The sequence below is a fragment of the Streptomyces sp. NPDC005791 genome, from assembly GCF_042871485.1.
In the GTDB taxonomy this organism is placed as follows: domain Bacteria; phylum Actinomycetota; class Actinomycetes; order Streptomycetales; family Streptomycetaceae; genus Streptomyces.
Genome location: NZ_JBIAIP010000007.1, coordinates 233,031 through 257,858, shown reverse-complemented (window position 1 = coordinate 257,858; position 24,828 = coordinate 233,031). Strand labels below are relative to the sequence as shown.

Annotated in this window: 23 protein-coding genes and 1 tRNA gene; 13 read left to right on the top strand and 11 right to left on the bottom strand. The window is 70.3% G+C overall.

Annotation, left to right across the window (positions count from 1 at the left end; translation table 11 throughout):
• The first annotated feature begins 62 nt into the window (after positions 1 to 62).
• A complete protein-coding gene (locus ACFYSH_RS16490; protein ID WP_359470133.1) occupies positions 63 to 1,583 on the top strand; it encodes an MFS transporter in 1,521 nt (506 codons plus the stop codon).
• Positions 1,584 to 1,619: 36 nt separating this feature from the next.
• Here ACFYSH_RS16490 and ACFYSH_RS16485 read toward each other — a convergent pair whose 3' ends face one another.
• A complete protein-coding gene (locus ACFYSH_RS16485) occupies positions 1,620 to 2,132 on the bottom strand; it encodes a MarR family transcriptional regulator (protein ID WP_359470130.1) in 513 nt (170 codons plus the stop codon).
• Positions 2,133 to 2,315: 183 nt separating this feature from the next.
• Between ACFYSH_RS16485 and ACFYSH_RS16480 the strand changes: the two genes are divergently transcribed.
• Positions 2,316 to 3,098: a class III extradiol ring-cleavage dioxygenase gene (locus ACFYSH_RS16480; RefSeq protein ID WP_359470127.1), complete on the top strand. Its 783-nt coding sequence runs from the start codon at positions 2,316 to 2,318 to the stop codon at positions 3,096 to 3,098.
• On the opposite strand, the gene ACFYSH_RS16475 is transcribed toward ACFYSH_RS16480, so the two are convergent.
• Positions 3,046 to 3,627, bottom strand: a complete 582-nt coding sequence (locus ACFYSH_RS16475; protein WP_388753145.1) for a GNAT family N-acetyltransferase — start codon at positions 3,625 to 3,627, stop codon at positions 3,046 to 3,048. The genes ACFYSH_RS16480 and ACFYSH_RS16475 overlap by 53 nt on opposite strands.
• A 147-nt stretch (positions 3,628 to 3,774) precedes the next feature.
• Between ACFYSH_RS16475 and ACFYSH_RS16470 the strand changes: the two genes are divergently transcribed.
• Positions 3,775 to 4,776: a sigma-70 family RNA polymerase sigma factor gene (locus ACFYSH_RS16470; RefSeq protein ID WP_359470122.1), complete on the top strand. Its 1,002-nt coding sequence runs from the start codon at positions 3,775 to 3,777 to the stop codon at positions 4,774 to 4,776.
• 115 nt (positions 4,777 to 4,891) lie between these two features.
• On the opposite strand, the gene ACFYSH_RS16465 is transcribed toward ACFYSH_RS16470, so the two are convergent.
• Positions 4,892 to 5,902 (bottom strand): YafY family protein, encoded by a 1,011-nt coding sequence (locus tag ACFYSH_RS16465; protein ID WP_359470119.1) that lies wholly within the window; start codon positions 5,900 to 5,902, stop codon positions 4,892 to 4,894.
• Positions 5,903 to 5,963: 61 nt separating this feature from the next.
• On the opposite strand from ACFYSH_RS16465, the gene ACFYSH_RS16460 reads away from it, so the two are divergent.
• Positions 5,964 to 7,535: an MFS transporter gene (locus tag ACFYSH_RS16460; RefSeq protein WP_388753142.1), complete on the top strand. Its 1,572-nt coding sequence runs from the start codon at positions 5,964 to 5,966 to the stop codon at positions 7,533 to 7,535.
• 102 nt (positions 7,536 to 7,637) lie between these two features.
• Here ACFYSH_RS16460 and ACFYSH_RS16455 read toward each other — a convergent pair whose 3' ends face one another.
• Together ACFYSH_RS16455 and ACFYSH_RS16450 are read right to left on the bottom strand one after the other, a co-directional pair.
• Positions 7,638 to 8,384, bottom strand: coding sequence for a DUF6227 family protein (locus ACFYSH_RS16455; protein WP_359470114.1), 747 nt, complete (start codon positions 8,382 to 8,384; stop codon positions 7,638 to 7,640).
• A 154-nt stretch (positions 8,385 to 8,538) separates the two neighbouring features.
• Positions 8,539 to 9,615, bottom strand: a complete 1,077-nt coding sequence (locus tag ACFYSH_RS16450; protein ID WP_388753139.1) for a P1 family peptidase — start codon at positions 9,613 to 9,615, stop codon at positions 8,539 to 8,541.
• Between the two features lie 138 nt (positions 9,616 to 9,753).
• Here ACFYSH_RS16450 and ACFYSH_RS16445 point away from each other — a divergent pair, with 138 nt between their 5' ends.
• Complete coding sequence (locus tag ACFYSH_RS16445) at positions 9,754 to 9,981, top strand: hypothetical protein (RefSeq protein ID WP_359470109.1); 228 nt, start codon at positions 9,754 to 9,756, stop codon at positions 9,979 to 9,981.
• Between the two features lie 295 nt (positions 9,982 to 10,276).
• On the opposite strand, the gene ACFYSH_RS16440 is transcribed toward ACFYSH_RS16445, so the two are convergent.
• From ACFYSH_RS16440 to ACFYSH_RS16420, 5 genes are all read right to left on the bottom strand, one after another.
• Positions 10,277 to 10,837, bottom strand: coding sequence for an RcpC/CpaB family pilus assembly protein (locus ACFYSH_RS16440; RefSeq protein ID WP_388753136.1), 561 nt, complete (start codon positions 10,835 to 10,837; stop codon positions 10,277 to 10,279).
• A 199-nt stretch (positions 10,838 to 11,036) separates the two neighbouring features.
• On the bottom strand, positions 11,037 to 11,900 hold the full coding sequence (locus tag ACFYSH_RS16435; protein ID WP_388753133.1) for an S-methyl-5'-thioadenosine phosphorylase: 864 nt from the start codon (positions 11,898 to 11,900) through the stop codon (positions 11,037 to 11,039).
• Between the two features lie 89 nt (positions 11,901 to 11,989).
• Positions 11,990 to 12,340, bottom strand: a complete 351-nt coding sequence (locus ACFYSH_RS16430; RefSeq protein WP_359476173.1) for an FmdB family zinc ribbon protein — start codon at positions 12,338 to 12,340, stop codon at positions 11,990 to 11,992.
• Positions 12,341 to 12,406: 66 nt separating this feature from the next.
• Positions 12,407 to 13,687 (bottom strand): MFS transporter, encoded by a 1,281-nt coding sequence (locus tag ACFYSH_RS16425; RefSeq protein WP_388753130.1) that lies wholly within the window; start codon positions 13,685 to 13,687, stop codon positions 12,407 to 12,409.
• 320 nt (positions 13,688 to 14,007) lie between these two features.
• The gene (locus ACFYSH_RS16420; protein WP_388753127.1) at positions 14,008 to 15,576 is read right to left on the bottom strand and encodes a potassium/proton antiporter; all 1,569 of its coding nucleotides are present in this window, start codon (positions 15,574 to 15,576) and stop codon (positions 14,008 to 14,010) included.
• Between the two features lie 262 nt (positions 15,577 to 15,838).
• Between ACFYSH_RS16420 and ACFYSH_RS16415 the strand changes: the two genes are divergently transcribed.
• Positions 15,839 to 18,583 (top strand): penicillin acylase family protein, encoded by a 2,745-nt coding sequence (locus ACFYSH_RS16415; RefSeq protein ID WP_388753124.1) that lies wholly within the window; start codon positions 15,839 to 15,841, stop codon positions 18,581 to 18,583.
• On the opposite strand, the gene ACFYSH_RS16410 is transcribed toward ACFYSH_RS16415, so the two are convergent.
• Positions 18,570 to 19,166 (bottom strand): 5-formyltetrahydrofolate cyclo-ligase, encoded by a 597-nt coding sequence (locus tag ACFYSH_RS16410; protein WP_388753121.1) that lies wholly within the window; start codon positions 19,164 to 19,166, stop codon positions 18,570 to 18,572. The genes ACFYSH_RS16415 and ACFYSH_RS16410 overlap by 14 nt on opposite strands.
• Before the next feature lie 106 nt (positions 19,167 to 19,272).
• Here ACFYSH_RS16410 and galU point away from each other — a divergent pair, with 106 nt between their 5' ends.
• From galU to ACFYSH_RS16375, 7 genes are all read left to right on the top strand, one after another.
• A complete protein-coding gene (galU, locus tag ACFYSH_RS16405; protein ID WP_359476159.1) occupies positions 19,273 to 20,175 on the top strand; it encodes a UTP--glucose-1-phosphate uridylyltransferase GalU in 903 nt (300 codons plus the stop codon).
• Positions 20,176 to 20,179: 4 nt separating this feature from the next.
• Positions 20,180 to 21,490: a gephyrin-like molybdotransferase Glp gene (gene glp / locus ACFYSH_RS16400; RefSeq protein ID WP_388753118.1), complete on the top strand. Its 1,311-nt coding sequence runs from the start codon at positions 20,180 to 20,182 to the stop codon at positions 21,488 to 21,490.
• A gap of 125 nt (positions 21,491 to 21,615) precedes the next feature.
• The gene (moaC, locus tag ACFYSH_RS16395) at positions 21,616 to 22,116 is read left to right on the top strand and encodes a cyclic pyranopterin monophosphate synthase MoaC (RefSeq protein ID WP_359476153.1); all 501 of its coding nucleotides are present in this window, start codon (positions 21,616 to 21,618) and stop codon (positions 22,114 to 22,116) included.
• Positions 22,113 to 22,637, top strand: a complete 525-nt coding sequence (locus tag ACFYSH_RS16390; RefSeq protein WP_359476150.1) for a MogA/MoaB family molybdenum cofactor biosynthesis protein — start codon at positions 22,113 to 22,115, stop codon at positions 22,635 to 22,637. The genes moaC and ACFYSH_RS16390 overlap by 4 nt, the downstream gene beginning before the upstream one ends.
• Before the next feature lie 17 nt (positions 22,638 to 22,654).
• Positions 22,655 to 23,320 (top strand): GNAT family N-acetyltransferase, encoded by a 666-nt coding sequence (locus ACFYSH_RS16385; RefSeq protein WP_388753114.1) that lies wholly within the window; start codon positions 22,655 to 22,657, stop codon positions 23,318 to 23,320.
• A gap of 124 nt (positions 23,321 to 23,444) precedes the next feature.
• Positions 23,445 to 24,608 (top strand): gephyrin-like molybdotransferase receptor GlpR, encoded by a 1,164-nt coding sequence (gene glpR, locus ACFYSH_RS16380; protein ID WP_359476144.1) that lies wholly within the window; start codon positions 23,445 to 23,447, stop codon positions 24,606 to 24,608.
• Positions 24,609 to 24,695: 87 nt separating this feature from the next.
• Positions 24,696 to 24,769: transfer RNA gene (locus ACFYSH_RS16375), tRNA-Ala, on the top strand.
• The last annotated feature ends 59 nt before the right edge of the window (positions 24,770 to 24,828 follow it).

Here is a 24,828-nt window from a genome sequence, read left to right as displayed (position 1 = left end):
CAGGCCCTTCCCGGCCCGCGCGCCGGCCCCGCAACTCTTCGTGTCCTTAGGTGGCTACTCCCATGTCCAAAACAGCCGGAACCCTTCCGGATCCCAGTCGCTGGAAGGCGCTGGCCTTCATCGCCCTCGCCCAGCTGATGGTCGTGCTCGACGCGACCATCGTGAACATCGCCCTGCCCTCGGCCCAGACCGACCTGGGCATCTCCGAGGGCAACAAGCAGTGGGTCATCACCGCCTACGCCCTCGCCTTCGGCGGTCTCCTGCTCTTCGGCGGACGCATCGCCGACCTCTGGGGCCGTAAGCGCACCTTCGTCGTGGGCCTGCTCGGCTTCGCCGCCGCCTCCGCGCTCGGTGGTGCGGCGCAGGGCGAGGCGATGATGTTCGGTTCCCGTGCACTGCAGGGTGTCTTCGGCGCACTGCTCGCCCCGGCGGCCCTCTCCCTGCTCGCCGTGATGTTCACGGACGCCAAGGAGCGCGCCAAGGCCTTCGGCATCTACGGGGCCATCGCCGGTGGCGGTGGCGCGGTCGGCCTGATCCTGGGCGGATTCCTCACCGAATACCTGAACTGGCGCTGGACCTTCTTCGTCAACATCCCGTTCGCGATCATCGCCGCCGCCGGTGCCTACTTCGTCATCCGTGAGCCGGCCGGCGGCCGTAACCGCTCGCCGCTCGACATCCCCGGCGTCGTCCTGTCCACCCTGGGCCTGGTCGCGCTGGTGTACGGCTTCACCCGCGCCGAGTCGGCCGGCTGGTCGGACTCGCTGACCGTCGGCATGTTCGTCGCGGCCGTGCTGCTGCTTGCGGCCTTCGTCGTCACCGAGTCGCGCGTGAAGTCGCCGCTGCTGCCGCTGCGCGTCCTGACCGAGCGCAACCGAGGAGGGGTCTACCTCTCGCTGGGCCTCGCCATCATCGCGATGTTCGGGCTGTTCCTCTTCCTGACGTACTACCTGCAGGTGGTCCAGGGGTACTCGCCGGTCAAGACCGGCTTCGCGTTCATGCCGATGATCGTCGGCATGATCACCGGTTCCACGCAGATCGGTGCCCGGCTGATGACCCGGGTCCCCCCGAGGCTGCTGATGGGCCCCGGGTTCCTGGTGGCGGCGATCGGCATGCTGCTGCTGACCCAGCTGGACATCAACACCTCCTACACAGCCGTCATCCTGCCGGGCCAGCTGCTGCTCGGCCTGGGCATGGGTACGGCGTTCATGCCGGCCATGTCGCTCGCCACGCACGGCATCGAGCCGCGTGACGCGGGGGTGGCCTCCGCGATGGTGAACACCTCGCAGCAGGTCGGCGGAGCCATCGGTACGGCCCTGCTCAACACCATCGCCGCCGGTGCCACCACCGCGTACGTCGCCGATCACGCGGCCGGCGCGAGCGACCCGAAGCTGCTCGAACTGCAGGCCATGGTCGCCGGCTTCTCCAGTGCCATCTGGTGGGCGGTCGGCATCCTGGTCGCCGCCTCCGCGATCGCGGTGGCCCTGATCAACACCGGACGCCCCGGCACCGGCGCGGCCGACGGCTCGGGAAGCCTGTCGGACGGCGCCGAGGAAGAGTTCAAGATCCCGGTCATCGCTCACTGAGCGAGGCGACGGGAAGCCGGTCCGCCCTGGTTCCGCTCAGCGGAGCCAGGGCAGATCCGCGTCCGTGCCCTCCGGCTGCAGGCCGGTGGCGATGACCTGCATGATCTCGCCGAGGCTCTGCACCTGCTGGGGGCTGAGCCGGTCGAACATCGCCTGGCGCACGGCTTCGACGTGCCCCGGTGCGGACCGCGCCAGCATGTCGTAGCCCTCGTCGGTGAGGACCGCGTTCTGGCCGCGCTTGTCGGAGGGGCAGTCCTCGCGGCGGACCCAGCCGTTCTTCTCCAGCCGGGCCACGGCGTGCGAGAGGCGGGAACGGGTGATTTTGGCATCCTTGGCCAGCTCGGTCATGCGCTTACGCCGCCGGGGGGCCTGCGAGAGGTTGACGAGCAGCCCGTAGTAGACGTGCGGCATGCCGGCGTCGCGCTGCAACTGGCGGTCGAGGTGGTCCTCCATGAGCGTGGTGGCGTGGAGATAGGCGCGCCACACGCCCTGCTCTTCGTCGGTGAGCCACCGGGGCCCGCCGCGGGATGCCGTGGTCATGTACTCCACTGTACGACCTTTTCTTGAAAGTTTAACTAGATAGGGCTAAGGTCTGCGGTAGTTGGAACTTGAAGATTCAAGGACCTGATCCCGAAGAACCGATCTGCCGAATCTCCGGTGCTCGCGCTGTAGCCCGTTCCCGGTACCTGTAGGGAACACACATACCTTGATCGGCGGAGGAATGGGAGTGCCATGACAGTCACCGCGGAACGCATGCCCGCCCTCTACCTCTCCCACGGGGCCCCACCGCTCGCCGACGACCCGGTCTGGCCCGGAGAGCTGGCCGCCTGGTCGGCCGGGCTGCCGCGCCCCAAGGCGGTCCTGATGGTCTCCGCGCACTGGGAGGAGGCCCCCCTCGCCCTCGGCGCCACCGAGACCGTGCCACTGGTCTACGACTTCTGGGGCTTCCCCGAGCACTACTACCAGGTGCGGTACGCCGCCCCGGGGGCCCCGCAGCTCGCCGACGACGTCCGCAAGCTGCTGCGCGGTGCGGGAACCCCGGTCCAGGACATCCCCGACCGCGGCCTCGACCACGGGGCGTACGTGCCGCTGGTCGAGATGTTCCCCGCTGCCGACATCCCCGTCCTCCAGATCTCGATGCCGACGCTCGACCCGCAGAAACTGATGGCCATCGGGCGCAAGCTCGCCCCGTTGCGCGACGAGGGGGTGCTGATCGTCGGGAGCGGCTTCTTCACGCACAACCTGGCGGCGCTGCGACACGCCGGTGGGGGCACCCCCGGCTGGTCCGCGGAGTTCGACGACTGGGGGCGCCGCGCGCTCCAGGCGCAGGACATCGACTCCCTGCTGGACTTCGAGCACGCCTCGCCCGCGGGCAGGCTGGCCCATCCCCGCACCGAGCACTTCGCGCCGCTGTTCGTCACCCTCGGGGCGGCCGAGGGCGAGCTCGATCAGGCGCGCAGCGTCATCGACGGCTTCTGGCTGGGTCTCGCGAAGCGCTCGCTCCAGTTCGGCTGATCAGCACCTTCTCGTACCAGGACACGTCCCAGTACCGGCCGAACTTCCGGCCCACCTCCGTGTACGTGCCGACGTGGCGGAAGCCGAAGGCGGCGTGCAACCGGACCGACGGCTCGTTCGGCCGCGCGATCGCGGCGTAGGCGCGGTGGACGTCCTCGCCGGCCAGCGCCTCGAACAGCTCCTCGTAGAGGAGCGTGCCGACGCCACGGCCCGTGGCACCCGGGGCGAGATACACGCTCACCTCGACCGAGGTGCTGTACGCCGCCTTCGGGCGGTACGGACCGCTGGTGGCGTACCCGAGGACATGCGGCGTGTCGTGGCGGGTATCCGGGTCCAGAGCAACCAGGAGTCTGTGGGGGCCGTCTTGCGGGTGGGAGCGCAGCCACGGCAGACGCTCCTGCGGAGTGAAGGAGGCAGTGTCGAATGTGAGCGCGGTCTCCAGGACGTAATGGTTGTAGATGTCCGTGAGTGCGCGTAGGTCGGCCTCCACGCCGGGCCTGACCTGCACTTCTGCGGGTATCTGTGGCATCTGTCCTCCTCCGGCGCCGGACAGGGTACTGCATGATCTCGAAAGTGAATGCGCGTCGTGGGAATTCTGTCCGGATTCCAGTCGTTGTTTCCATCGGATGCAGGGCACCCGGGAGGGTGTCGCGACCTACTCAGCAAGGGAGCACGCATGGCAACCCGTGCCGTCGCCCGTCGTTCGTCCGCCAGCACCGGCGGGACCGACCGGGCAAGCAGTGTTCGCGCCGTGGGCGGGGAGATCGCCGATCGCGACCTGGTCGGCATGTACCTGGACGAGATCGCTCGCACACCGCTGCTCGACGCCGCCAAGGAGGTCGAGCTCTCCCAGACGATCGAGGCGGGCGTCTTCGCCCAGCAGATCCTCGACGGAGTGGTGGAGAGCGACGCCGGCGGAGCGAAGCGTGAGGAGCTGGAGGCGCTGGTCGCCGAGAGCGAGCGCGCCAAGGACATATTCATCCGCTCCAACCTCCGGCTCGTCGTTGCCGTGGCCAGGCGCTACCCGAGGGCGGGGCTGCCCCTGCTCGACCTGATCCAGGAGGGGAACGCGGGCTTGGTGCGCGCGGTCGAGAAGTTCGACTACGCCAAGGGCTTCAAGTTCTCGACGTACGCCACGTGGTGGATCCGGCAGGCCATCACGCGCTCCATCGCCGATCAGTCCCGCACGATCCGGCTGCCCGTCCACCTCGTCGAGGAGCTCGGCAGGATCAGGCGGGTGCAGCGCGAGTTCAACCGTGAGAACGGGCGCGACCCGGACCACGCGGAGATCGCCGCCGAGCTCGACTCCAACGCCGAGCGCGTCGGCAACGTCCTGGACTGGGCCCGCGATCCGGTCAGCCTGAACATGTCCGTGGACGACGACGGCGACACGCAGTTCGGGGACCTGCTGGAGGACACCTCCGCCGTGTCGCCCGAGCAGTCCGTGATGACGCTGCTGCGCAGCGAGGAGCTCGAGGACCTGATCGGCAAGCTCGACAACCGCACCGCTTCCATCATCAAGATGCGTTACGGCATCGAGGACGGCCGCGAGCGGACCCTCACCGAAGTGGGCAAGCAGCACGGTCTGACACGGGAGCGGATCCGCCAGATCGAGAAGCACGCATTGCTCGAATTGAAGCGAATGGCTCACGACACGGGCTTTGACGCTGCGGCGTGAGCCGATAACCCGTAATCTCCCCATCAAGCCGGTTCGCACCGGCCCGACGACCGGTCTCCTTTCCGGTCCCCTGAGCCGAGTCCCGGCGCCCACCCCCCCCGGCGCCGGGGCTCGTTCATGTCCGCCCCGGTTCATCTGCTCCATGGCCGGTCCGCTGCCGGGGTGACGCGGCGCGAGTCAGCCGAGAGCCCAGGTCGCGCAGGTGCTCCACCAGCTCCGGCGGGCCCTGCACCTCGAACTCGCAGTCCACGAGTGCCAGCCGCAGCGCCACCCACTCCAGCGAGTCGGCGGACACCGTGCGCAGCAGGCAGCTCCGTTCACCCGTCGGCTCCACCGGGCCCAGCGTCGAGGGCAGCCGTGCCGTCACGAAGCCCGCCGGGGCCCGGAACGTCACGTCGAGGCGCAGCTCGGGCTGCGTGCGCGACATCGACCGGGTGAAGAACTCCTCCGCGTCGCCGCTCTCGGTGGGGAGCTCGCGCGGGGTGAAACGGGACCCGGTGGCGAACGGCTCGCTCACCCGGTCCACCCGGAAGGTGCGCCAGTCCTCGCGGTCCAGGTCGTACGCGACGAGGTACCAGCGGCTGCCCGTACTCACCAGCCGGTACGGCTCGGTCCGCCGCTTGGAGGCGGTGCCGTCCCCCGAGCGGTAGGCGAAGCGCAGCCGTTCCCGCCCGGTGACAGCCGAGGCGATCACCGTGAGCGTGCGGGGGTCGATGGTCGATCCGTCGCCGCGAGTGAGCGGCACAGTGGCGTTCTGCAGGGTTGAGACCCGGTGCCGCAACCGCGAGGGGAGAACCTGCTCGAGCTTGGCCAGGGCCCGTACGGACGCCTCGTCGACGCCTTCGATGGCGTGGCCGGCCCCGGCTCGCAGCCCCACCGCGATGGCCACCGCCTCCTCGTCGTCCAGCAGGAGCGGCGGCATGGCGGTGCCGGCGACCAGGCGGTAGCCGCCGATCGAGCCGCGCGAGGCCTCGACCGGATAGCCGAGTTCGCGCAGCCGGTCGATGTCGCGGCGGATGGTGCGCGGGGTGACGTCGAGCCGCGCCGCAAGCTCGCTGCCCGGCCACTCGCGCGGTGTCTGGAGGAGCGACAGCAGATTCAGCAGTCGTGCCGGAGTGTCGGTCATGGGTCCAGAATGCCGGTCCATCAGGTCAATACCTGACCTGTTGGGCCTCTAGCTTTCTCTCATGTCCTCATCCGAATCTCTGCCGCCCACGACAGCCGTCCGCACGGCGTCGACAGGGCCGGCCACGCCGCAGGACCCGGCGGACCGGCGTCGCTGGATCGCACTCGCGATCGTGATGACCGCGGCCTTCATGGACCTGGTCGACGTCACGATCGTCAACATCGCCATCCCGAGCATCACGCGGGACACCGGAGCCTCGTTCACATCGATCCAGTGGATCACCGCCGGATACGCGCTGGCCTTCGCGGCCGGTCTGATCACCGGCGGCCGGCTCGGTGACATCCACGGCCGCAAACGGCTGTTCCTCATCGGGATCGCCGGCTTCACGATCGCCTCGGCGCTCTGCGGCTTCGCCGTGAATCCGGAGATGCTGGTCGCCTCGCGCATCCTGCAGGGCGGTATGGCCGCGCTGATGGTGCCGCAGGTGCTGTCGATCGTGCACGCCACCTTCCCGGCGCACGAGCGCGGCAAGGTCTTCGGGCTCTTCGGCGCGATCGTGGGGCTGGGTGCGGTGTCCGGGCCCCTGCTGGGCGCGCTGCTCACCGAGTGGAATTTCTTCGGCCTCGAGTGGCGCCCGATCTTCCTGATCAACCTGCCGGTCGGCATCGCCGGACTGGTGCTGGGGCGCAAGTACATCAGCGAGTCCAAAGCGCCGAAGGCGCTCCGGCTGGACATGACCGGTGTGGCCCTGGTGACACTCGGCCTCCTCATGCTGCTCTACCCGCTGACCCGGGGACGCGAGCTGGACTGGCCGCTGTGGGGCCATGTGTCGATGGCTGCCAGTCTCCTGGTCTTCGCGTCGCTCGTGGTGTTCGAGCGCCGGAAGGCGAGCCGGGACGGTTCACCACTCATCGAGCTGTCGTTGTTCCGGGTGAAGAGCTTCGCCGCCGGCATCGCCGTGCAGTTGACCTTCGGTGTCGCCCTGGGCATCTTCTTCCTGGTCTGGACGCTGTACCTGCAGATGGGGCTGGGCTGGAGCGCCTTGCGGGCGGGTTCGACGGGGATCCCGTTCTCGATCGCCGTCTCGTGCGCCGCCGGGGTCTCCGTGCAGAAGCTGGTGCCCCGCTTCGGCCGCAAGGTGCTGCAGGCCGGTGCGCTGCTGATGATCGCCGGGCTGCTGCTCTACATCTGGGAGGCCGGGCGTTACGGACTGGACATCAGCCCCTGGCAGATGGCGCTCCCGCTCGTCATCATGGGCGTCGGCATGGGGCTGATCGTGGCTCCGCTGACGGACGCGGTGCTCTCAGGGGTGCCGAAGGAGCACTCCGGGTCGGCGTCCGGGCTGATCAACACCGTGCAGCAGATGGGCACCGCGCTGGGGCTCGGCCTCGTCTCGGTCGTCTTCTTCGGCTCGATCAGCGACCTGCTGCCGCCGGAAGCGATGGGTGCGGCGTTCGTGGACGCGTTCCAGCAGTCGCTGTGGTGGGTGGCCGGGGTGCTCGCGGTGATCTTCCTCGTGATGTTCGCCCTGCCCGCCAGGCCCCAGGTGCATCTGGAGGGCGGAGAGGACGACCTGCCGCCCACGCGGACCGAGGGCGGCCCGCTCTCGAAGGAGCCCGCGCTGAACGGCTGAACCGTAGACGGTCACGGGGGGACCGCCTCCGGCGCCCGGCCGGCGCGGCCCCGGAAACCTCCGGGCCGTGCCGGCCGGGCGCCGTGCGTGAGGCGAGGACGGTCAGCAGATCCTGGTGCGGTTCTCCATGGCCAGGCGTGCGGTCTGCTCGTCGTCGTAGACCTCGCACATGTGGCGACCGTCCGGAGTCGCCGTGTGCTCGACCTCCCACAGGCTCGTTTCGCTGCCGTCCAGGAGGAGGAAGGCGTGCTCGTAGAGCGTGAAGCCGGCGTCGCGTCCGTCAACGCGGTACTGGCGGCCGAAGACCTGGGTGATGTGGTGGGCGAACGCCGCACGCAGCAGCCCTGCCGTGCCGGCGCCCGGCCGGTCGCCGTTCTCCGCGCGACGCAGGACGCGGCGGGCGTGGTCCGCCGAATTGTCCGGGGCGTACGTGCGGGGGAGTGGGGCCGGAGGGACGCTCAGGAGCAGGGTGAACGCCTCCAGGTCCTCCCGCAGGCTGTCGTCGCCGAGGGCGGGTGCGTCCCAGGAGCTGCCGGTGAGGCGCGCGGCGGCGATCCGTGCGTCGCCCTCGTCGTCGTACAGCTCGTGCCGGACAGGGGACGGGGCCTCCCTGGCGCCGCCGTGCACCAGCTCCCACAGGGTGAGCGTGGTGCCGTCGGAGAGGAGATAGCTGTGCCGGTAGGTCTCGCGGTGCAGGACCGCACTGTGGTGTGACGAGTGCAGGGCACTGCTGTGCGCCAGTGCCGTCCCGAGCCGGTCGACCGTGGCATCGGACAGGTCGAAGGAGTTGAGGGCGCATCGCAGGAGTCGCTCGAGGTGCTGCTCGGTTGTCTCGTACGGATCGCTCAAGGTGCTGTCTCCAGGCCGTCGCCGCGTGTTACCTGATGCGTGCATAACGTAGTCCCTGGGTCTGACATCGTGACCGGGGTTCGCAAAAAACGTACCGCGCACGCAGAAAGTTCCCGCCCTGTTCGAGACGCCGTGCGAAAGGTTCCCGGCTCCTTCAGGACGTGCCGTAGAGCTCGTTGTACGAGGGGAACGAGCCTCCAGGGCCGTCGACGCCCTCGGCTGCTCGGACGGCCTTCACGATGGCGCGGGCCAGAGCGTCGGCCCCGGCCGCCAGAACGGCGTTGAGTGCGGCGGCGGTGGGCTCCGGGGGCAGTGGCCGCCGACCGGTGGAGAGCGCGAAGACCGTGTCCCCGTCGGTGAGCAGGTGGACCGGCCGGATGGCGCGCGCCATCCCGTCGTGGGCCGTGCCCGCGAGCTTCTGGGCCTGGGCCGGGGTGAGGTCGGCGTCGGTGGCGACGACGGCGAGCGTGGTGTTGAAGACATCGCCGGCCTCTTCCGCCTTGTCTCCCCGCGCGCCCCGGCTCTCCGCCAGCCGCCGGCGCGCGGCGTCGTGCACCGCGGGCGTGGGGTACGCGGGCGGGTCTCCCTCGCCGTACTCCCCGTACAGCACCCCGGTCCGCGGATCGACGACGGAACCCGCCGCGTTGACGACGGCCAGAGCGGCGACCGTGGCCCCCGAAGGCAGGCGCACGCTCGCCGTGCCGACACCGCCCTTGAGCTGCCCGGCCACCGCTCCCGTCCCGGCGCCCACCGTGCCCTCGGCGACCCGGGTGCCCGTGGCGGAGGCGGCTGCCGCCTCCACGGCGGCACGGCCCGTCGACGCGTCCGGGCGGGCCCGCCAGTCACCGCCCCGGCCCAGGTCGAAGAGGCAGGCCGCCGGGACCACCGGCACCACCTGTGAGGGATCCTCGCCGACCGGGACCCCACGGCCCTGCTCCTCGAGCCAGGCCATCACGCCGGACGCGGCGTCGAGACCGTACGCGCTGCCGCCGGTGAGGACGACCGCGTCGATCCGCTGGACCAGATTGCGCGGATCGAGCGCGTCCGTCTCCCTGGTGCCGGGGCCCCCTCCGCGTACATCGACGGCAGCCACGGCCCCGCCCTCGGGGGCCAGGACGACGGTGGTCCCGGTCAGGGCGGTCCGGCCCGGCACCCGAGCGTGCCCGACGCGGATCCCGGCCACATCCGTCAGCGCGTCCATCGGGCCAGGGGCGGGAAGTTCCTCGGTCATGTCGGGTTCAGCTCCTCGTGGGTGCGGTGGCGCCGTGCATGGTGGGGCGCCGGCTTCCTGTGCCTGTCGTTCCTCGTCGTGCTGGGGCTGTGGCTGCTCGATCCGAAGGACCGCTGAGCCCGGCCGTACCCTGGACGTATGAGTACCGCCCCCACCCCCGGACCGCGAGAATCGAAGCCGCAGCCGCCGCAGGAGCGGCCGCCCCAGGAGTCCCGGCCCAAGCCGCCGACCCTGATCTTCGACGATCCGCTGGACCGGCAGTCCTCGGACGATACGGATCAGGGGTGGGGCGAGCGGGCTCCGGCCGGCGGTGGCGCGGCCGATCTGGCGCGCTTCCTCGACGAGAAACCGCCCCATCACCTCTGACACCGGAGGACGGCGAGGGCTCCGGCTCACCGTGCGGCTGGCCGGAAGGCCGACTGTGCGGCTTGCCGCGCATGGTCCGGCCGCCGACTGAGCGACCGGTGTCGACGCCGTAAGCGTTCTAGGGCGTGTTTCGAAAGTCCCGCCTGCCTGGCGACGCCTGGCACGCACGCTCGCCGCGTTGTCGGGATCACCCCGATACATCCAGTATCGGGGCGACCCTCCGCCTTGCGATCGCACGCACCAGACGCCGCCAGGCCCGCCCTTCGGGCGGACGGCGCTACTTTCGAAACACACCCTAGGCGGCATGGGACACCGCCACCGCGAGCCGCCCCGAGGCGCCCGCCCCCGCCAGGGCCGTCGCGGTGTCCCGCTCCACGGACAGGACCACCAGGGCGCCGATTCCCGCGTCCGCCCCGACGCCGGCCTCCGGGAGCGACGCCTGCCCGTCACCCGCACCGCGCGGAACCTTCGCCACCCGAACGTCGCGTGCCACCACCCTCGCCTCGGTGGCCCCGTCCACCGCGGCGATCACGTCGACGCGGTCGCCCGGCCGCAGCAGCCCGACCGTGGCCGCGTCGGCGATCCGCACCGGAGCGGACACCAGCCGGACGGCCGGCCGCTCAGGCCCCGGTGGCGCGCCTCCGGGCACGGCTGCCGCCCCTCCCTCACCGCCCATCCCCGACGCCGCGAGCACGGCGGAGGTCAGCGCGAACCCCGCGGCCAGCGCCCGGCGCTGTCCGCGCAGCACCCGCCGGAGTCGTTGCCTGCCGCCGCCCCGCACACGTAACGGCCCGAAAAGCGGGACCGCGCACGGTGCGGGAGGCGTGGGACGTGAATCGGGCACCGAAGAGGACATGGCTGACACCACCTGCCGTGAGTGGACGCCCCACGAGGATCTCCCGCCGGACCCCCTCACGATCCACCTGCCGCACAGATCCCGCTCCGGTCTGTGGACGACCCGCATGATGTGGAAAACCCGGTCACCCGTACGAGCCGGCGGGAGACGGCCGGAGCCGGCGGAAGCCGGCCGCGGACACCGGCAGAAAGCCGGAGTCCTACGGCAGCTTGATCCCTGTGTCGATCCCGTCCAGCGCGTGCGCGCACACGCAGTCGCGGTCCTCGTTCGCGGGCAGGGCGGCCACCGCGTCGAAGAGCACCGACCGCAGCCGGTCCACATTGGCCGCGAACACCTCCAGAACCTCAGCGTGGTTGACGCCCTCGCCCGCCTCGGCGCCCGCGTCGAGGTCGGTCACCAGCGTCAGTGTCGTGTAGCAGAGGTTCAGTTCACGGGCGAGCACCGCTTCCGGGTGCCCCGTCATCCCGACGACCGACCAGCCCATCGCCGCGTGCCAGCGCGACTCGGCGCGGGTCGAGAAACGCGGGCCCTCGACCACGACCAGGGTTCCGCCGTCCACCGGTTCCCAGTCGCGTCCGCGTGCCGCCGCCAGGGCCGCCTTGCGTCCTTGGGGGCAGTACGGGTCGGCGAAGCCGAGGTGTACGACGTTCGGTTCGGTCCCGTCGGCCAGGGGCACACCGTCGTAAAAGGTCTGCGTGCGGGCCTTGGTGCGGTCGACCATCTGGTCCGGGACGAGCAGGGTGCCGGGCCCGTACTCCGGACGCAGGCCGCCGACGGCGCACGGGCCGAGGACCTGGCGTACGCCGACGGAGCGCAGGGCCCAGAGATTGGCGCGGTAGTTGATCCGGTGCGGCGGCACATGGTGCCCCCGGCCGTGACGAGGGAGGAAGGCCACCCGTCGGCCCGCGAGCTCCCCCAGGAAAAGCGAGTCGCTCGGCGCCCCGTACGGGGTGTCCACCTGGATCTCGGTCACGTCCTCCAGGAAGGAGTAGAAGCCCGATCCGCCGATGACACCGATTTCCGCTGTAGCCGTTTCCGCTGTACCCGTCTCTGCGTTCACCATGTGGTCACACTAACCGGGCACACACGACCGGGACCCCGCCGAGTCGATCAGCGGGGTCCGGGCGAAGCGTGTGGTGTACGAGGGCGGTCTCAGGCGGCCGACGTACCGCTCGACGACGTGGAAGAACTCGAGGACGACGATGCCGCTGCCGAAGCGGCCGGCTTCGACTCCGACTTCGGCTTCGACTCCGACGAGGACGACCCGGCGGACGAGTCGGACGCCTTGGAGGACGACGACGAGGCCGGCGTGCTGCTCGACGAGGAGCCGCGGCTGTCGTTCCGGTAGAAACCGGATCCCTTGAAGACGATGCCGACGGCCGAGAACACCTTCTTGAGGCGTCCCTCGCAGTTCGGGCACACGGTCAGGGCATCATCGGTGAACTTCTGCACCGCTTCGAGGCCCTCGCCGCATTCGGTGCACTGGTACTGATAAGTCGGCACTTGCTCCTCCTGGCACTCTCACTCAATGAGTGCTAACGACGCTCCATACTGACGTATTCCGCGCGATCAGTCCACCGTGACCGGCTCGCGGTGATCGATCCCACGTGCCACCGTCCGTCCTCCGGGCTGCGGCGTCAGCCGGGAACGCAGGGCCAGCAGGGTCGCCAGGGCCAGCGCCGTGCCGGCCATCGGGACCACGAAACCGGTGCTCGCGCCATGGGCGTCCGCGAGCTGTCCGGCCACCGTGACGGCCGCCGCCTGGCCGAGCGCCACGGCGCCCGTCAGCCAGGTGAAGGCCTCGGTCCTGGCGGACGCGGGCACCAGTGCGTCGACCAGGGTGTAGCCGCTGATCAGCGCGGGAGCGATGCACAGTCCGACCAGCAGTCCGAGACCCGCCAGCAGCGGCACGGAGTGCACGGCCCACAGCCCGGACGCGGTGAACGTCAGGGCCACGTAGCCGACGATCAGCCGGCGGCGCGGGCTGCTCCTCCAGGCGATGGCACCACAGGCGATGCCGGCCAGCATGTTGCCGGCTGCGAAGACCCCGTACAGCAGCCCGTTCACACCGGGCCGGCCGATCTCCTCGGAGAACGCGGTCAGGGAGACCTGCATGCCGCCGAAGACGGCGCCGATACCCAGGAAGGTGATCGCGAGGACGCGGACGCCCGGTACGGAGAGCGCCGAGCGGTGCGGCTCGGCGGCGGACGCGGCACTCCGGGTGGTGGGCTGGGTGGAGCGCTGGGCGGCGAACAGGAGGCCGCCGACGAGCGTCAGCGCCGCCTCGGCGATCAGCCCGGCCGCCGGGTGCACGCCGGTGCACAGCGCCGTCGCGAGCACGGGTCCGACGACGAAGGTGAACTCGTCCGTCACGGACTCGAAAGCGGCGGCCGTGGTCATCAGCGGGGACGCCGGCCGGCCCGGGGCCGCGCCGAGCCGTGCGGCCCAGCGGGCCCGCACCATCGGCCCGATCTGCGGAATGGAGGCCCCGGTGGGCACCGCCGCCAGGGCCAGCACCCACAGGGGTGCGTCTGCCAGGGCCAGCGCCGTGAGGGCGCCGACGGAGAGGGCGTGCACCAGGACGCCGGGCAGGAGCACCGCGCGCTGGCCGAACCGGTCGGCGAGCCTGCCGCTCTGCGGCGCGAACAGGGCCATGGACACGCCGGAGACGGCGGCGACGGCGCCCGCACTGCCGTACGAGCCGGTGGTGTGCTGCACGAGGAGCACGATGCCGATGGTCAGCATCGCGAAGGGCTGCCGGGCGGCGAAGCCCGGCAGGAGGAAGGTCCATGCACCCGGGGTGCGCAGCAACTGCCCGTATCCCGGGCGGTCGGAGACCGTGGACGCCACGGTCCATGCCTTTCTGCCGCCTGGTGGCCGTGCTCCCGTACGCTCCCGCACCGGGGTGCGGGAGCGTACGGGAGCTGCCGAGAGCTGTCCTCTTCGCGCGGGACTGCGGTAGATGCCGGGCGCTCGCTCCAGAGGCGAAGGACGCCACGACGGAGGCGAAGGGACGCCACGACCGCCATACGGTCGCGCCAGCTCTGCATCAGGCAGAGTTGGTCGATCAGATTCACATCGTGTGGATCGAGAGATCCAGTCCTTCATCTTACAGGCTCCGGTCCCGGCGGACCTGTGAATGTGGGCGGTCGCTCACGCGACGCGTCCGGTCAGTGGTGAGCCCGCCTGCCGCCCGCCTTGTCGCCCGGACGGTCCTCGGCGCCCTTGCCCAGTTTCTTGGCCAGTCGCGCGACGTGCGGCAGATTCGTCTTGGCGCCGTTCCGGCGGTCCGCCCCGCCGGTCCCCAGCCAGCCGGCCAGCTTGCCGCCCTCGCCGACCGCCCGCAGCCGTGCCTCCGTGGCGTCGCGCACCGGGTCGGTCGCGACGACCAGCAGCTCGTCCCCGTGGCGCAGGACGGTCGACGGGGCGGGGACGAAGCTCTTGCCGTCCCGTACGACGAGGGTGACCGCGGCCCCGGCGGGCAGCCGGAGTTCCGCCACCTCCACGCCGTGCATCTTGGATGTGCCGGGGACCGCGACGGACAGCAGATGGCCGCGCAGCCGTTCCAGGGGGGCCGATTCGATGCCGAGGTCCGAGGTCTCCGACGGGTCGTCAGAAATCTTCAGGGCCCTCGCCAGCCAGGGCAACGTCGGTCCCTGGATCAGGGTGTAGACGATGACGAGGACGAAGACGATGTTGAAGACCCGGGTGCTGCCCTCGATGCCGGACACCATGGGGATCGTCGCCAGGATGATGGGGACGGCGCCGCGCAGCCCGGCCCAGGACATCAGGGCTTTCTCGCGTCTGGGCAGGCGGAACGGCGCGAGGCTGAGGAAGACCGACAGCGGCCGGGCCACGGCGGTGAGGACCAGCCCCACGACCACGGCGGGCCAGAAGTCGTCGATCAGGTCGTGCGGAGTGACCAGCAGTCCGAGCAGGACGAACATGCCGATCTGTGCCAGCCAGCCGAGCCCGTCGGCGAAGCCCCGGGTGGCCGGCCAGTGCGGGAGCTTGGAGTTGCCGAGGACCATCGCGGCCAGGTAGACGGCCAGGAACCCGCTGCCGTGGGCCATGGCGCCCGCCGCGTACGCGGACACCGCGATGGCCATCACGGCGATCGGGTAGAGCCCGGAGGCGGGCAGTGCCACATGGCGGATTCCGAAGGCACCGAGCCAGCCCACCGCGAGGCCGATCGCCGCGCCGATGGCCAGCTCCAGGGCTATCTCGCCGACCAGTACGTACCAGTGCTCCACGGGGCCGACGGCGGAGAACGCCACCACCAGGATGACCACGGGGGCGTCGTTGAAGCCGGATTCGGCCTCCAGGACCCCGGTGATGCGGGAGGGGAGGGGGACCTTGCGCAGGACCGAGAAGACGGCCGCGGCGTCGGTGGAGGAGACGACGGCGCCGATGATCAGGGCCTGCCGCCAGTCCAGGCCGACGAGGTAGTGCGCCGCGCTCGCGGTGACACCCACGCTGATGGCTACGCCGACGGTCGACAGAACGGCCGCCGCGGGCAGCGCGGGTTTCACTTCTTTCCACTTCGTGCCCAGTCCGCCCTCGGCCAGGATGACGACCAGGGCGGCGTAGCCGATCACCTGGGTCAACTCGGCATTGTCGAACTTGACGTCGAAGATGCCGTCCTGACCCATGGCGATCCCGATGCCGAGGTACAGGAGCAGGCTGGGGAGCCCGCTGCGGGACGAGATGCGGACGGCCGCGACGGCGACCAGCAGCACGACCGAGCAGACGAGCAGAAGTTCGTTGAGCGCGTGGACAGTCAGGGTCCGTTCCTTCCCTGCGTACGCCTTCCGGATCGGCCTCCGGCGGCCAGTACTTCGTTACCTTACCTAATCTTTAACGTTTTCTTGACGCCTTCGAGTGTCCGTGCGAACCGGTGCGCAAATGGATGCATCCCCATACCGCGTCCGAGTGGCTTCGGCGGGGCGCCTATGGTTGCTCCTGCACTCCCAGGACCACCCTGCCCCTCGAAGGACAGCGATGCCCGCCAACACAACCGCCCCTCCCGGGTCTTCCGCTGCGAAGAAGGCCGGCAGGAAGAAGGGGCGACGCGCCCGCCTGTTCGTGATCGTCCTGGTGCTGGCGCTTGTCGCGGGTGTCGGGTACGGCGCGTACTGGTCCGTTTCCACGGTCCGGGCCTCGTACCCGCAGACCACCGGATCGATCGAGCTCGAAGGTCTGTCCGGGGACGTCGACGTCAAACGCGACGACTACGGGATCCCGCAGATCTACGCGGACACCGACAGCGACCTCTTCCGCGCCCAGGGCTTCGTCCAGGCCCAGGACCGTTTCTGGGAGATGGACGTACGCCGCCACATGACGTCCGGACGGCTCTCCGAGATGTTCGGCGCCGGCCAGGTCGAGACCGACTCCTTCCTGCGCACTCTGGGCTGGCGCAAGGTCGCGCAGAAGGAGTACGACGAGGTCCTGGACGAGGACACCAAGAAGAACCTCCAGGCTTACGCGGAGGGGGTGAACGCGTATCTGGACGGCAAGGACGGCAAGGACATCTCCGTCGAGTACGCGGCGCTCGGCCTGACCAACGACTACAAGCCCACCGAGTGGACCCCGGTCGACTCGGTGGCCTGGCTCAAGGCGATGGCCTGGGACCTGCGCGGCAACATGCAGGACGAGATCGACCGCTCGCTGATGACCAGCAGGCTCAGCGAGAAGCAGATCAAGGATCTCTACCCGGACTACCCGTACGAGAAGAACGAGCCGATCGTCGAGCAGGGAGGTGTCTCCCCGGTCACCGGGAAGTACGACCCGGAGGCCGAGCCGTCCGACAGCATCGGCTCCGAGACCGTCGAGGGCGCGACCGAGGGCCTCAACACCCAGCTCTCCGCGCTCAGCGACACCCTGGACGAGATCCCGGCACTCCTCGGCCCCAACGGCAACGGCATCGGGTCGAACTCCTGGGTCGTCTCCGGCGCCCACACGACGACCGGCGATCCGCTGCTGGCCAACGACCCGCACCTGGCGCCGCAGCTCCCCTCGCTCTGGTACCAGATGGGGCTGCACTGCCGTCAGCTCTCCGCGTCGTGCCAGTACGACACGGCCGGCTACACGTTCTCCGGGATGCCCGGTGTGATAATCGGCCACAACCAGGACATAGCGTGGGGCTTCACGAACCTCGGAGCCGACGTCACCGACCTCTTCCTGGAGAAGGTCTCCGCCGACGGCTACCAGTACGACGGCAGGACCGAGCCCTTCATCACCCGTGAGGAGACCATCAAGGTCGCGGGCGGCAGGAGCAGGAAGATCACCGTCCGTGAGACCAACAACGGCCCGCTGGTCTCCGACCGCAACAGCGAGCTGGAGAAGGTCGGCAAGAAGGCTCCCGTCACCACCTCCGCTCCCGACCGCGGAGACGGCTACGGGGTCTCCCTGAAGTGGACGGCGCTTGAGCCCGGCAAGTCCATGGACGCGGTGTTCGAGCTCAACCGCGCCAAGGACTTCACGAGCTTCCGGAAGGCTGCCGAGCACTTCGAGGTGCCGTCCCAGAACCTCATCTACGCCGACACCAAGGGCAACATCGGCTACCAGGCACCGGGCAGGATCCCGGTCCGCCTCAAGGGTGACGGCACGCTGCCGAGCCCCGGCTGGTCCCCCGACTACGGCTGGGAGAAGAAGCCCGTCCCCTTCGACGAGCTGCCGTACGAGTACAACCCCGACCGGGGCTACATCGTCACCGCCAACCAGGCGGTCATCGGCGACGGTTACGAGCACATGCTCACGAAGGACTGGGGCTACGGCGCCCGCAGCCAGCGGATCAACGACCTGCTCAAGAAGAAGATCGACGGCGGCGAGAAGATCTCGACCGACGACATGCAGACGATGCAGATGGACAACCAGAGCGCGATCGCCGCGAAGCTGGTGCCCGAACTGAAGAAGATCGGCATCTCCGACAAGAACGTCCGTGAGGCCCAGAAGCTGCTGGAGGGCTGGGACTACACCCAGGAGCCCGACTCGGCCGCCGCCGCGTACTTCAACGGCGTCTGGCGCAACATCCTCAAGCTGGCCTTCGGCGACAAGCTTCCCAAGGAGATGCGCGCCAAGGGCGACTGCATCTATGTGGAGCCGGTAGCCGGGACCGGGCCGGTGGACGAGCAGGACAAGCTCGTACGGGAATGCGGTCAGCGCGCCCCGGAAGCGGCGCAGCCCGACGGGGGCGACCGCTGGTACGAGGTGGTGGAAAGCGTCCTGGACGACCAGGACAGCGAGTGGTGGAAGGTCCCGGCCAAGGGGCGCGACACGGCCATCGACAGCCGTGACGAGCTCTTCGCCCGCGCCATGAAGGACGCGCGCTGGGAGCTGACCGCGGAGCTGGGCAAGGACATCAACACCTGGAGCTGGGGCCGGCTGCACCAGCTGTCCTTGCGCAACCAGACACTCGGCACCGAGGGCCCCGACCTCCTGCAGCGGGCCCTCAACCGCGGCCCTTGGGACCTCGGCGGCGGCGAGGCGGCGGTCAACGCCTCCGGCTGGAACGCGGCCGGCGGTTACGAGGTCATCTGGGTCCCCTCGATGCGGATGGTCGTCAACGTGGGGGACTGGGACAAGTCCCGGTGGATCAACCTCACCGGTGCCTCCGGGCACGCGTTCAGCGCGCACTACACCGACCAGACGGACAAGTGGGTGGAGGGCGAACTGCTCGACTGGTCCTTCGAGGAGGGCGCCGTGAAGCAGTCCACGGTCGACACCCTGACGCTCAGGAAACCGTAGGCGGGAAGCGGAAGCGCCGTGCTCCGGCGGGCGTGACCACGGCGTCCACGGGGTGGTCGTGCGGTTCCTCGGGAACCCGCGCGACCACCTCGTCGTCGTACAGCAGGACGATCAGGGCGGGGTGCGCCCCGGCTGACGCGAGCCGGGCCAGCACCCGGTCGTAGCTGCCCCCGCCGCGTCCCAGACGCATCCCGCGCTCGTCCACGGCGAGGCCGGGCAGCAGAACCGCGTCCGCGTCGAGGACCGCCTCCGGCCCCAGGCGCGTGCCGTCCGGCTCCAACAGGCCCCGGCCCGCGGGCACGAGGTGGTTCGCACCCTCGAACACGGCCCAGTCCAGGTCGTTGTCCGCCAGGAGCACCGGCAGCAGCACGCGTACGCCCCGCGCCCGAAGGGCGTCAAGGAGCGCGTGGGTGCCCGGTTCGCGCCCCACGGACACATAGGCCGCCACGGTCCGGGCGCCGGTCAGCTCGGGAAGATCCGAGGCGGCCGAGGAGAGAACCGCGGCGGCCTGTCCGACGTCCTGCGGGGTGAGGAGCCTTCGTGCGGCGAGCAGTTCACGTCGCAGTGCCGCTTTTCGGGACATGTCATCGTTCAACGGGTGCTCGCATAGCTCGTTTATGTGGATGTATGAGAACGAAGTTAACCGGACGCTCATCTTCCGCCCATAGGCACCGGCTAGAGTTCTGCGCATGACTCAGTCGCGCCCCAGGATCAGCAAAGCTGTCATTCCAGCTGCAGGTCTCGGCACCCGGTTCCTGCCGGCCACCAAGGCCACTCCCAAAGAGATGCTGCCTGTCGTCGACAAGCCCGCCATCCAGTATGTCGTCGAGGAAGCGGTCGCCGCGGGCCTCTCCGACGTACTGATGATCACCGGTCGCAACAAGCGTCCCCTGGAGGACCACTTCGACCGGAACTACGAGCTGGAGTCCGCGCTGACCCGCAAGGGAGACGCCGAACGGCTCTCCAAGGTCCAGGAGTCCAGTGACCTGGCCACCATGCACTACGTACGTCAGGGCGACCCGCGCGGTCTCGGCCACGCCGTCCTCTGCGCCGCTCCGCACGTCGGTGACCAGCCGTTCGCCGTGCTTCTCGGTGACGACCTCATCGACCCGCGTGACCCCCTTCTCGCCCGGATGGTCGAGATCCAGGAGCGTGAGGGCGGCAGCATCGTCGCCCTGATGGAGGTCGACCCCTCGCAGATCCACCTGTACGGTTGCGCCGCCACCGAGGCGACCGCCGACAGCGACGTCGTCCGGGTCACCGGACTCGTGGAGAAGCCCGATCCTGCCGAGGCGCCCAGCAATCTCGCCGTCATCGGCCGCTACGTCCTGGACCCCGCGGTCTTCGACATACTGCGCCGCACCGAGCCCGGCCGCGGCGGCGAGATCCAGCTCACCGACGCACTCCAGCTGCTGGCCGAGGACGAGAAGATCGGCGGCCCGGTGCACGGCGTCGTCTTCAAGGGCCGGCGCTACGACACCGGTGACCGCAGCGACTATCTGCGTGCCATTGTCAGACTCGCGTGCGAACGTGAAGACCTGGGACCTGACTTCCGGACCTGGCTGCGCAGTTACGTCACCGAGGAGTTGTAACAGCTTGAGCAGCACGATCTGGTCGGTGGACGAGCACCTGGACGACATCCTGGCCGCGGTGAAGCCGCTCGAACCCATCGAGCTGCAACTGCTCGACGCCCAGGGCTGCCTCCTGGTCGAGGACGTCGTGGTGGAGGTCGCCCTGCCGCCCTTCGACAACAGCTCGATGGACGGATACGCCGTCCGGATCTCGGATGTCGAGGGCGCGAGCGAGGAGTTCCCCGCGGTCCTCACCGTCATCGGTGACGTCGCCGCGGGCGACGGAGGCCTGGCGGACGGCCGGTCCGTCGGCCCCGGCGAGGCCGCCCGCATCATGACCGGTGCTCCGCTGCCCGCGGGCGCCGAGGCGGTCGTCCCCGTCGAGTGGACGGACGGCGGCACGGGCGGCGGGCCCGCCGAGGGCATGCGGGCCCACAGCGACGCCCCGGAGGGGGCGAGCGGTGAGGTCCGCATCCACCGCCCGGTCACGCCACGCGCCCATGTGAGGGCCAAGGGCAGCGATGTGCAGCCCGGTGACATGGCTCTGCGCGCGGGTGCGGTCGTCGGACCGCCGCAGATCGGCCTCCTCGCCGCGATCGGACGGTCCACGGTGCGGGTGCGGCCCCGTCCGCGCGTCGTCGTGCTGTCGACCGGCAGCGAGCTGGCACAGCCGGGCGAGGAGCTGGACGGCGGCCGGATCTACGACTCCAACAGCTTCGCGCTGACGGCTGCCGCGCGGGACGCGGGGGCCATCGCCTACCGCGTCCCCGCGGTCGCCGACGACGCCGAGACGCTGCGGACCACGATCGAGGACCAGCTGATCCGCGCCGACATCGTCGTCACCACGGGCGGCGTGAGCGTCGGTGCCTACGACGTGGTCAAGGAGGCCCTGTCGTCCGTGGGAGACGAGGACGAGGCCGGTGGCGGTGTCGACTTCCGCAAGCTCGCCATGCAGCCGGGCAAGCCGCAGGGCTTCGGTGCGATCGGCCCCGACCACACGCCGCTGCTGGCACTGCCCGGCAATCCGGTCTCCTCGTACGTCTCCTTCGAGCTGTTCGTCCGGCCGGCGATCCTGAAGCTGATGGGTCGCCAGGACGTCCACCGGCCGACCGTGCGGGCCACGCTCGACACGGACGAGGCGCTCGCCTCGCCGTCCGGCAAGCGCCAGTTCCTGCGCGGGACCTACGACGCCGAGGCGGGCACCGTGGCGCCCGTCGGGGGGCCCGGATCGCACCTGATCGCCGCCCTCGCCCAGGCGGACGCGCTGATCGTGCTGCCCGAGGACGTCACGTCCGCCGAGCCCGGCGCGGAGGCCGAGGTGATCCTCCTCCGCTGACTTCGGCGCTGTGGCGGTACGGTGTCTGGCGCTGTGCCTTACCGGGGGAAGCCCCCGGGCCCCTCGGTCCGCACCTCGGCGCGGGACGGGCGGGCAACCGGCGCCCTACCGCTAGGCGGAGTGAGTTGAGTACGCAGAACGAACTGACGCACATCGACGAGGCGGGTGCCGCCCGCATGGTCGATGTGTCCGAGAAGGACGTCACGGCACGTGTCGCCCGGGCGAGCGGCCGGGTCCTCGTCTCACCGCGTGTCGTCGAGCTCCTCAGAGGTGAGGGTGTCCCCAAGGGCGACGCCCTGGCCACCGCGCGCATCGCCGGGATCATGGGGGCGAAGCGCACCCCGGACCTGATCCCGCTCTGCCACCCGCTCGCCGTCTCCGGTGTGAAGGTCGACCTGAGCGTCGCCGACGACGCGGTGGAGATCCTGGCCACCGTGAAGACCACGGACCGTACCGGGGTCGAGATGGAGGCGCTGACCGCCGTGTCGGTCGCCGCGCTCACGGTGATCGACATGATCAAGGCGGTCGACAAGAGCGCCGTGATCACGGACGTCCGCGTCGAGGCGAAATCCGGCGGCACGTCCGGTGACTACCGGCGCCCCGCACCGGAGGGGGCGGACGCATGACCGCGCCCGGAAGCCCTCCTGGCGCCGGCGGATACCGCGCCCTCGTCGTCACCGCGTCCAACCGCGCCTCCGCAGGCGTGTACGCCGACAAGGGCGGCCCGCTCATCACCGAGGCCCTCACCGGCCTCGGGTTCACCGTCGACGGACCGCAGGTCGTGCCCGACGGGGAACCGGTGGAAGCGGCCCTGCGGGCCGGAGTGGCGGCGGGTTACGACGTGATCGTCACCACCGGCGGTACGGGCATCTCGCCCACCGACCGCACGCCCGAGGCCACCCGCGGCGTCCTGGACCGTGAGATCCCGGGCATCGCCGAGGCGATCAGGGCCGAGGGCCGGGACAAGGTCCCCACCGCCGCGCTCTCCCGCGGCCTCGCGGGCGTCGCGGACCGCACCCTCATCGCGAACCTGCCCGGCTCGACCGGTGGTGTACGCGACGGACTCGCGGTCCTGAGCAGGCTTCTGGTGCATGCCGTCGACCAGTTGCGCGGCGGAGACCACCCCCGACCGGGGAGCTCGAGCTGAACGTCCGGACCTGGCCGGTGATCCTGTCCGACGGCGCGGTCACCCTCCGCCCGATAAAGATGCGCGACCAGAGCGTGTGGCGCGAGGTCAACCGGCGTAACCGTGACTGGCTGCGGCCCTGGGAGGCGACCGTACCGCCGCCGGCCCCCGGTGGCCCCCCGGCCCAGCGGCCGACCTACCGTCAGATGGTGCGGCATCTACGGGCCGAGGCGAACGCCGGGCGGATGCTGCCGTTCGCCATCGAGTACGAGGGCCGTCTCGTCGGCCAGTTGACGGTGGCGGGCATCACCTGGGGCTCCATGTGCTCCGGCCACGTCGGTTACTGGGTCGACCAGAGCGTGGCGGGCCGTGGCGTGATGCCGACCGCGGTGGCGCTCGCCGTCGACCACTGTTTCCGTACGGTCGGGCTGCACCGGATCGAGGTGTGCATTCGGCCCGAGAACGGTCCCAGTCGAAGAGTCGTGGAGAAACTGGGATTCCGGGCGGAAGGGCTGCGTCCGCGCTATCTCCACATCGACGGTGCGTGGCGGGACCACCTGATCTTCGCCCTCACCGCGGAGGAGGTGCCCGACGGGTTGCTGAGGCGTTGGCGCAGGATGCGGCCGGGACCGCCGGGAACGCCGGGACCGCCGGGAACGCCCGGACCGCCGGGAACACCGCGCTCTCCCGGAGAAATAAAATAAGTGTTCGAATTTGATCGCTCCGTGAATGTAAGCGGCCTCACTTTCGGCGACTGTTGACCTGAACAGTCACGAAAAAAGTCCGTCATATCGGCCTGATCGTGCGACACACCGGGCCAATTGGCGGATGCTGCCGTGCAAACCCCTCTACGGTGTGAGCGTGAGCAGCAGCGGCCTCATCTACGCAGTCATCGTCGGGGCCTGGGCCGCCTACTTGGTACCGATGTGGCTCCGCAGGCAGGACGAGCTCAACGAAGCCCGTCCGACGGAACGCTTCAGCACCGCCATCCGGCTGCTGTCCGGACGGGCGGCCATGGAGCGCCGTTACGCCAAGGAGCTGCGGGAGCGGGATGCCGAGCAGGCGCCTGGCGACGTGGACCCGGATGCCGTCACGGACCGACTGGAGTCCGTCGACGTCCGGGCCTTTTCCGCGCCTCCGGCACATACGGAAGCGCGGTTGACCGACCCCGCGCCCGTCCGTCCGGACCAGGAGCGCCCGCCGGGCCGGGCCTTCCGTCCGGCACCCGCGTGGCGGGAAGGCCGACGGCCTTCCGGTGCGGAGTCCGAGCGTGAGCGCAGACAGCGCTCGCAGGTCCTGGCGCGCCGTCGGCGTACCACCACGATCCTGTTCATGGCGTTCACGCTCGGCGCGATCGTCGCGGCGGTGGGCGGACTGCGCTTCCTGTGGGCACCGGCCGTGCCGGCTGTGCTGCTGAGCACGTACATCGTGCATCTGCGCACCCAGGAGCGCCGTCGGTTCGTCTTCACCATGGACCGGCGCCGGGCCGAGGTGGCCGCGCAGCGGCTGCGCGAGAACCGGCCCCGCAGGCACCAGCCCGCTTCCTCGGCTCCGGTCGACCCCGACGAGGAGCCCGGAGGGGCGCCCGCGCCCGCACCCACGGTCTCGCCCCAGGAGGCGGGCCGGCGCGCTCTCGTCGAGCAGACGGACCACGCGGAGTGGGTCGACCAGCAGCGCGAGCGCGGACCGGCCCAGGGCGACAGCTGGGAGCCGGTACCGGTTCCCCTGCCGACCTATGTCACCGCCCCGGTCGCGCCGCGCGCCACGGGCGGGGTGGAGGTCGGTGACCCGGAGACCTGGAGCGCGGCCCGCTCCAGTCCGGCCGAGCCGAGCCGGACGGGCAGCCACGAGACCCAGGACACGGCCACGCCCGCCGCCGACCCGGCCCCGCGCCGTCGCGGCAACACGCCCCGGCGCACCCGTGACCGAGGCCGGACGCCCCTCTTCGACCAGTACGACGACGAGGACCGGCCGCGCGCGGCCAACGAGTGAGACCGGCGGAAGGCCCGGCTCGGTGACCTGCCGGGATACGGATTTCCGAGCACCCCGACGAGGGTGCTAGAGTTTCACTCGTTGCAAGGGCCTGTGGCGCAGTCTGGTAGCGCACCTCGTTCGCATCGAGGGGGTCTGGGGTTCAAATCCCCACAGGTCCACCGCACACACGAGATCCCGGTCAGACGGTCACCGTCTGACCGGGATCTCGTCGTTTCAG

Coding starts and splice junctions, on each gene's coding strand:
- ACFYSH_RS16440 (WP_388753136.1), bottom strand. CDS start 10,837: ATGTCCTCTTCGGTGCCCGATTCACGTCCCACGCCTCCCGCACCGTGC.
- ACFYSH_RS16470 (WP_359470122.1), top strand. CDS start 3,775: ATGGCAACCCGTGCCGTCGCCCGTCGTTCGTCCGCCAGCACCGGCGGG.
- ACFYSH_RS16390 (WP_359476150.1), top strand. CDS start 22,113: ATGACCGCGCCCGGAAGCCCTCCTGGCGCCGGCGGATACCGCGCCCTC.
- ACFYSH_RS16465 (WP_359470119.1), bottom strand. CDS start 5,902: ATGACCGACACTCCGGCACGACTGCTGAATCTGCTGTCGCTCCTCCAG.
- ACFYSH_RS16460 (WP_388753142.1), top strand. CDS start 5,964: ATGTCCTCATCCGAATCTCTGCCGCCCACGACAGCCGTCCGCACGGCG.
- ACFYSH_RS16480 (WP_359470127.1), top strand. CDS start 2,316: ATGACAGTCACCGCGGAACGCATGCCCGCCCTCTACCTCTCCCACGGG.
- glpR (WP_359476144.1), top strand. CDS start 23,445: ATGCTGCCGTGCAAACCCCTCTACGGTGTGAGCGTGAGCAGCAGCGGC.
- galU (WP_359476159.1), top strand. CDS start 19,273: ATGACTCAGTCGCGCCCCAGGATCAGCAAAGCTGTCATTCCAGCTGCA.
- ACFYSH_RS16490 (WP_359470133.1), top strand. CDS start 63: ATGTCCAAAACAGCCGGAACCCTTCCGGATCCCAGTCGCTGGAAGGCG.
- ACFYSH_RS16475 (WP_388753145.1), bottom strand. CDS start 3,627: ATGCCACAGATACCCGCAGAAGTGCAGGTCAGGCCCGGCGTGGAGGCC.
- ACFYSH_RS16450 (WP_388753139.1), bottom strand. CDS start 9,615: ATGACCGAGGAACTTCCCGCCCCTGGCCCGATGGACGCGCTGACGGAT.
- ACFYSH_RS16445 (WP_359470109.1), top strand. CDS start 9,754: ATGAGTACCGCCCCCACCCCCGGACCGCGAGAATCGAAGCCGCAGCCG.
- ACFYSH_RS16435 (WP_388753133.1), bottom strand. CDS start 11,900: ATGGTGAACGCAGAGACGGGTACAGCGGAAACGGCTACAGCGGAAATC.
- ACFYSH_RS16410 (WP_388753121.1), bottom strand. CDS start 19,166: ATGTCCCGAAAAGCGGCACTGCGACGTGAACTGCTCGCCGCACGAAGG.
- ACFYSH_RS16415 (WP_388753124.1), top strand. CDS start 15,839: ATGCCCGCCAACACAACCGCCCCTCCCGGGTCTTCCGCTGCGAAGAAG.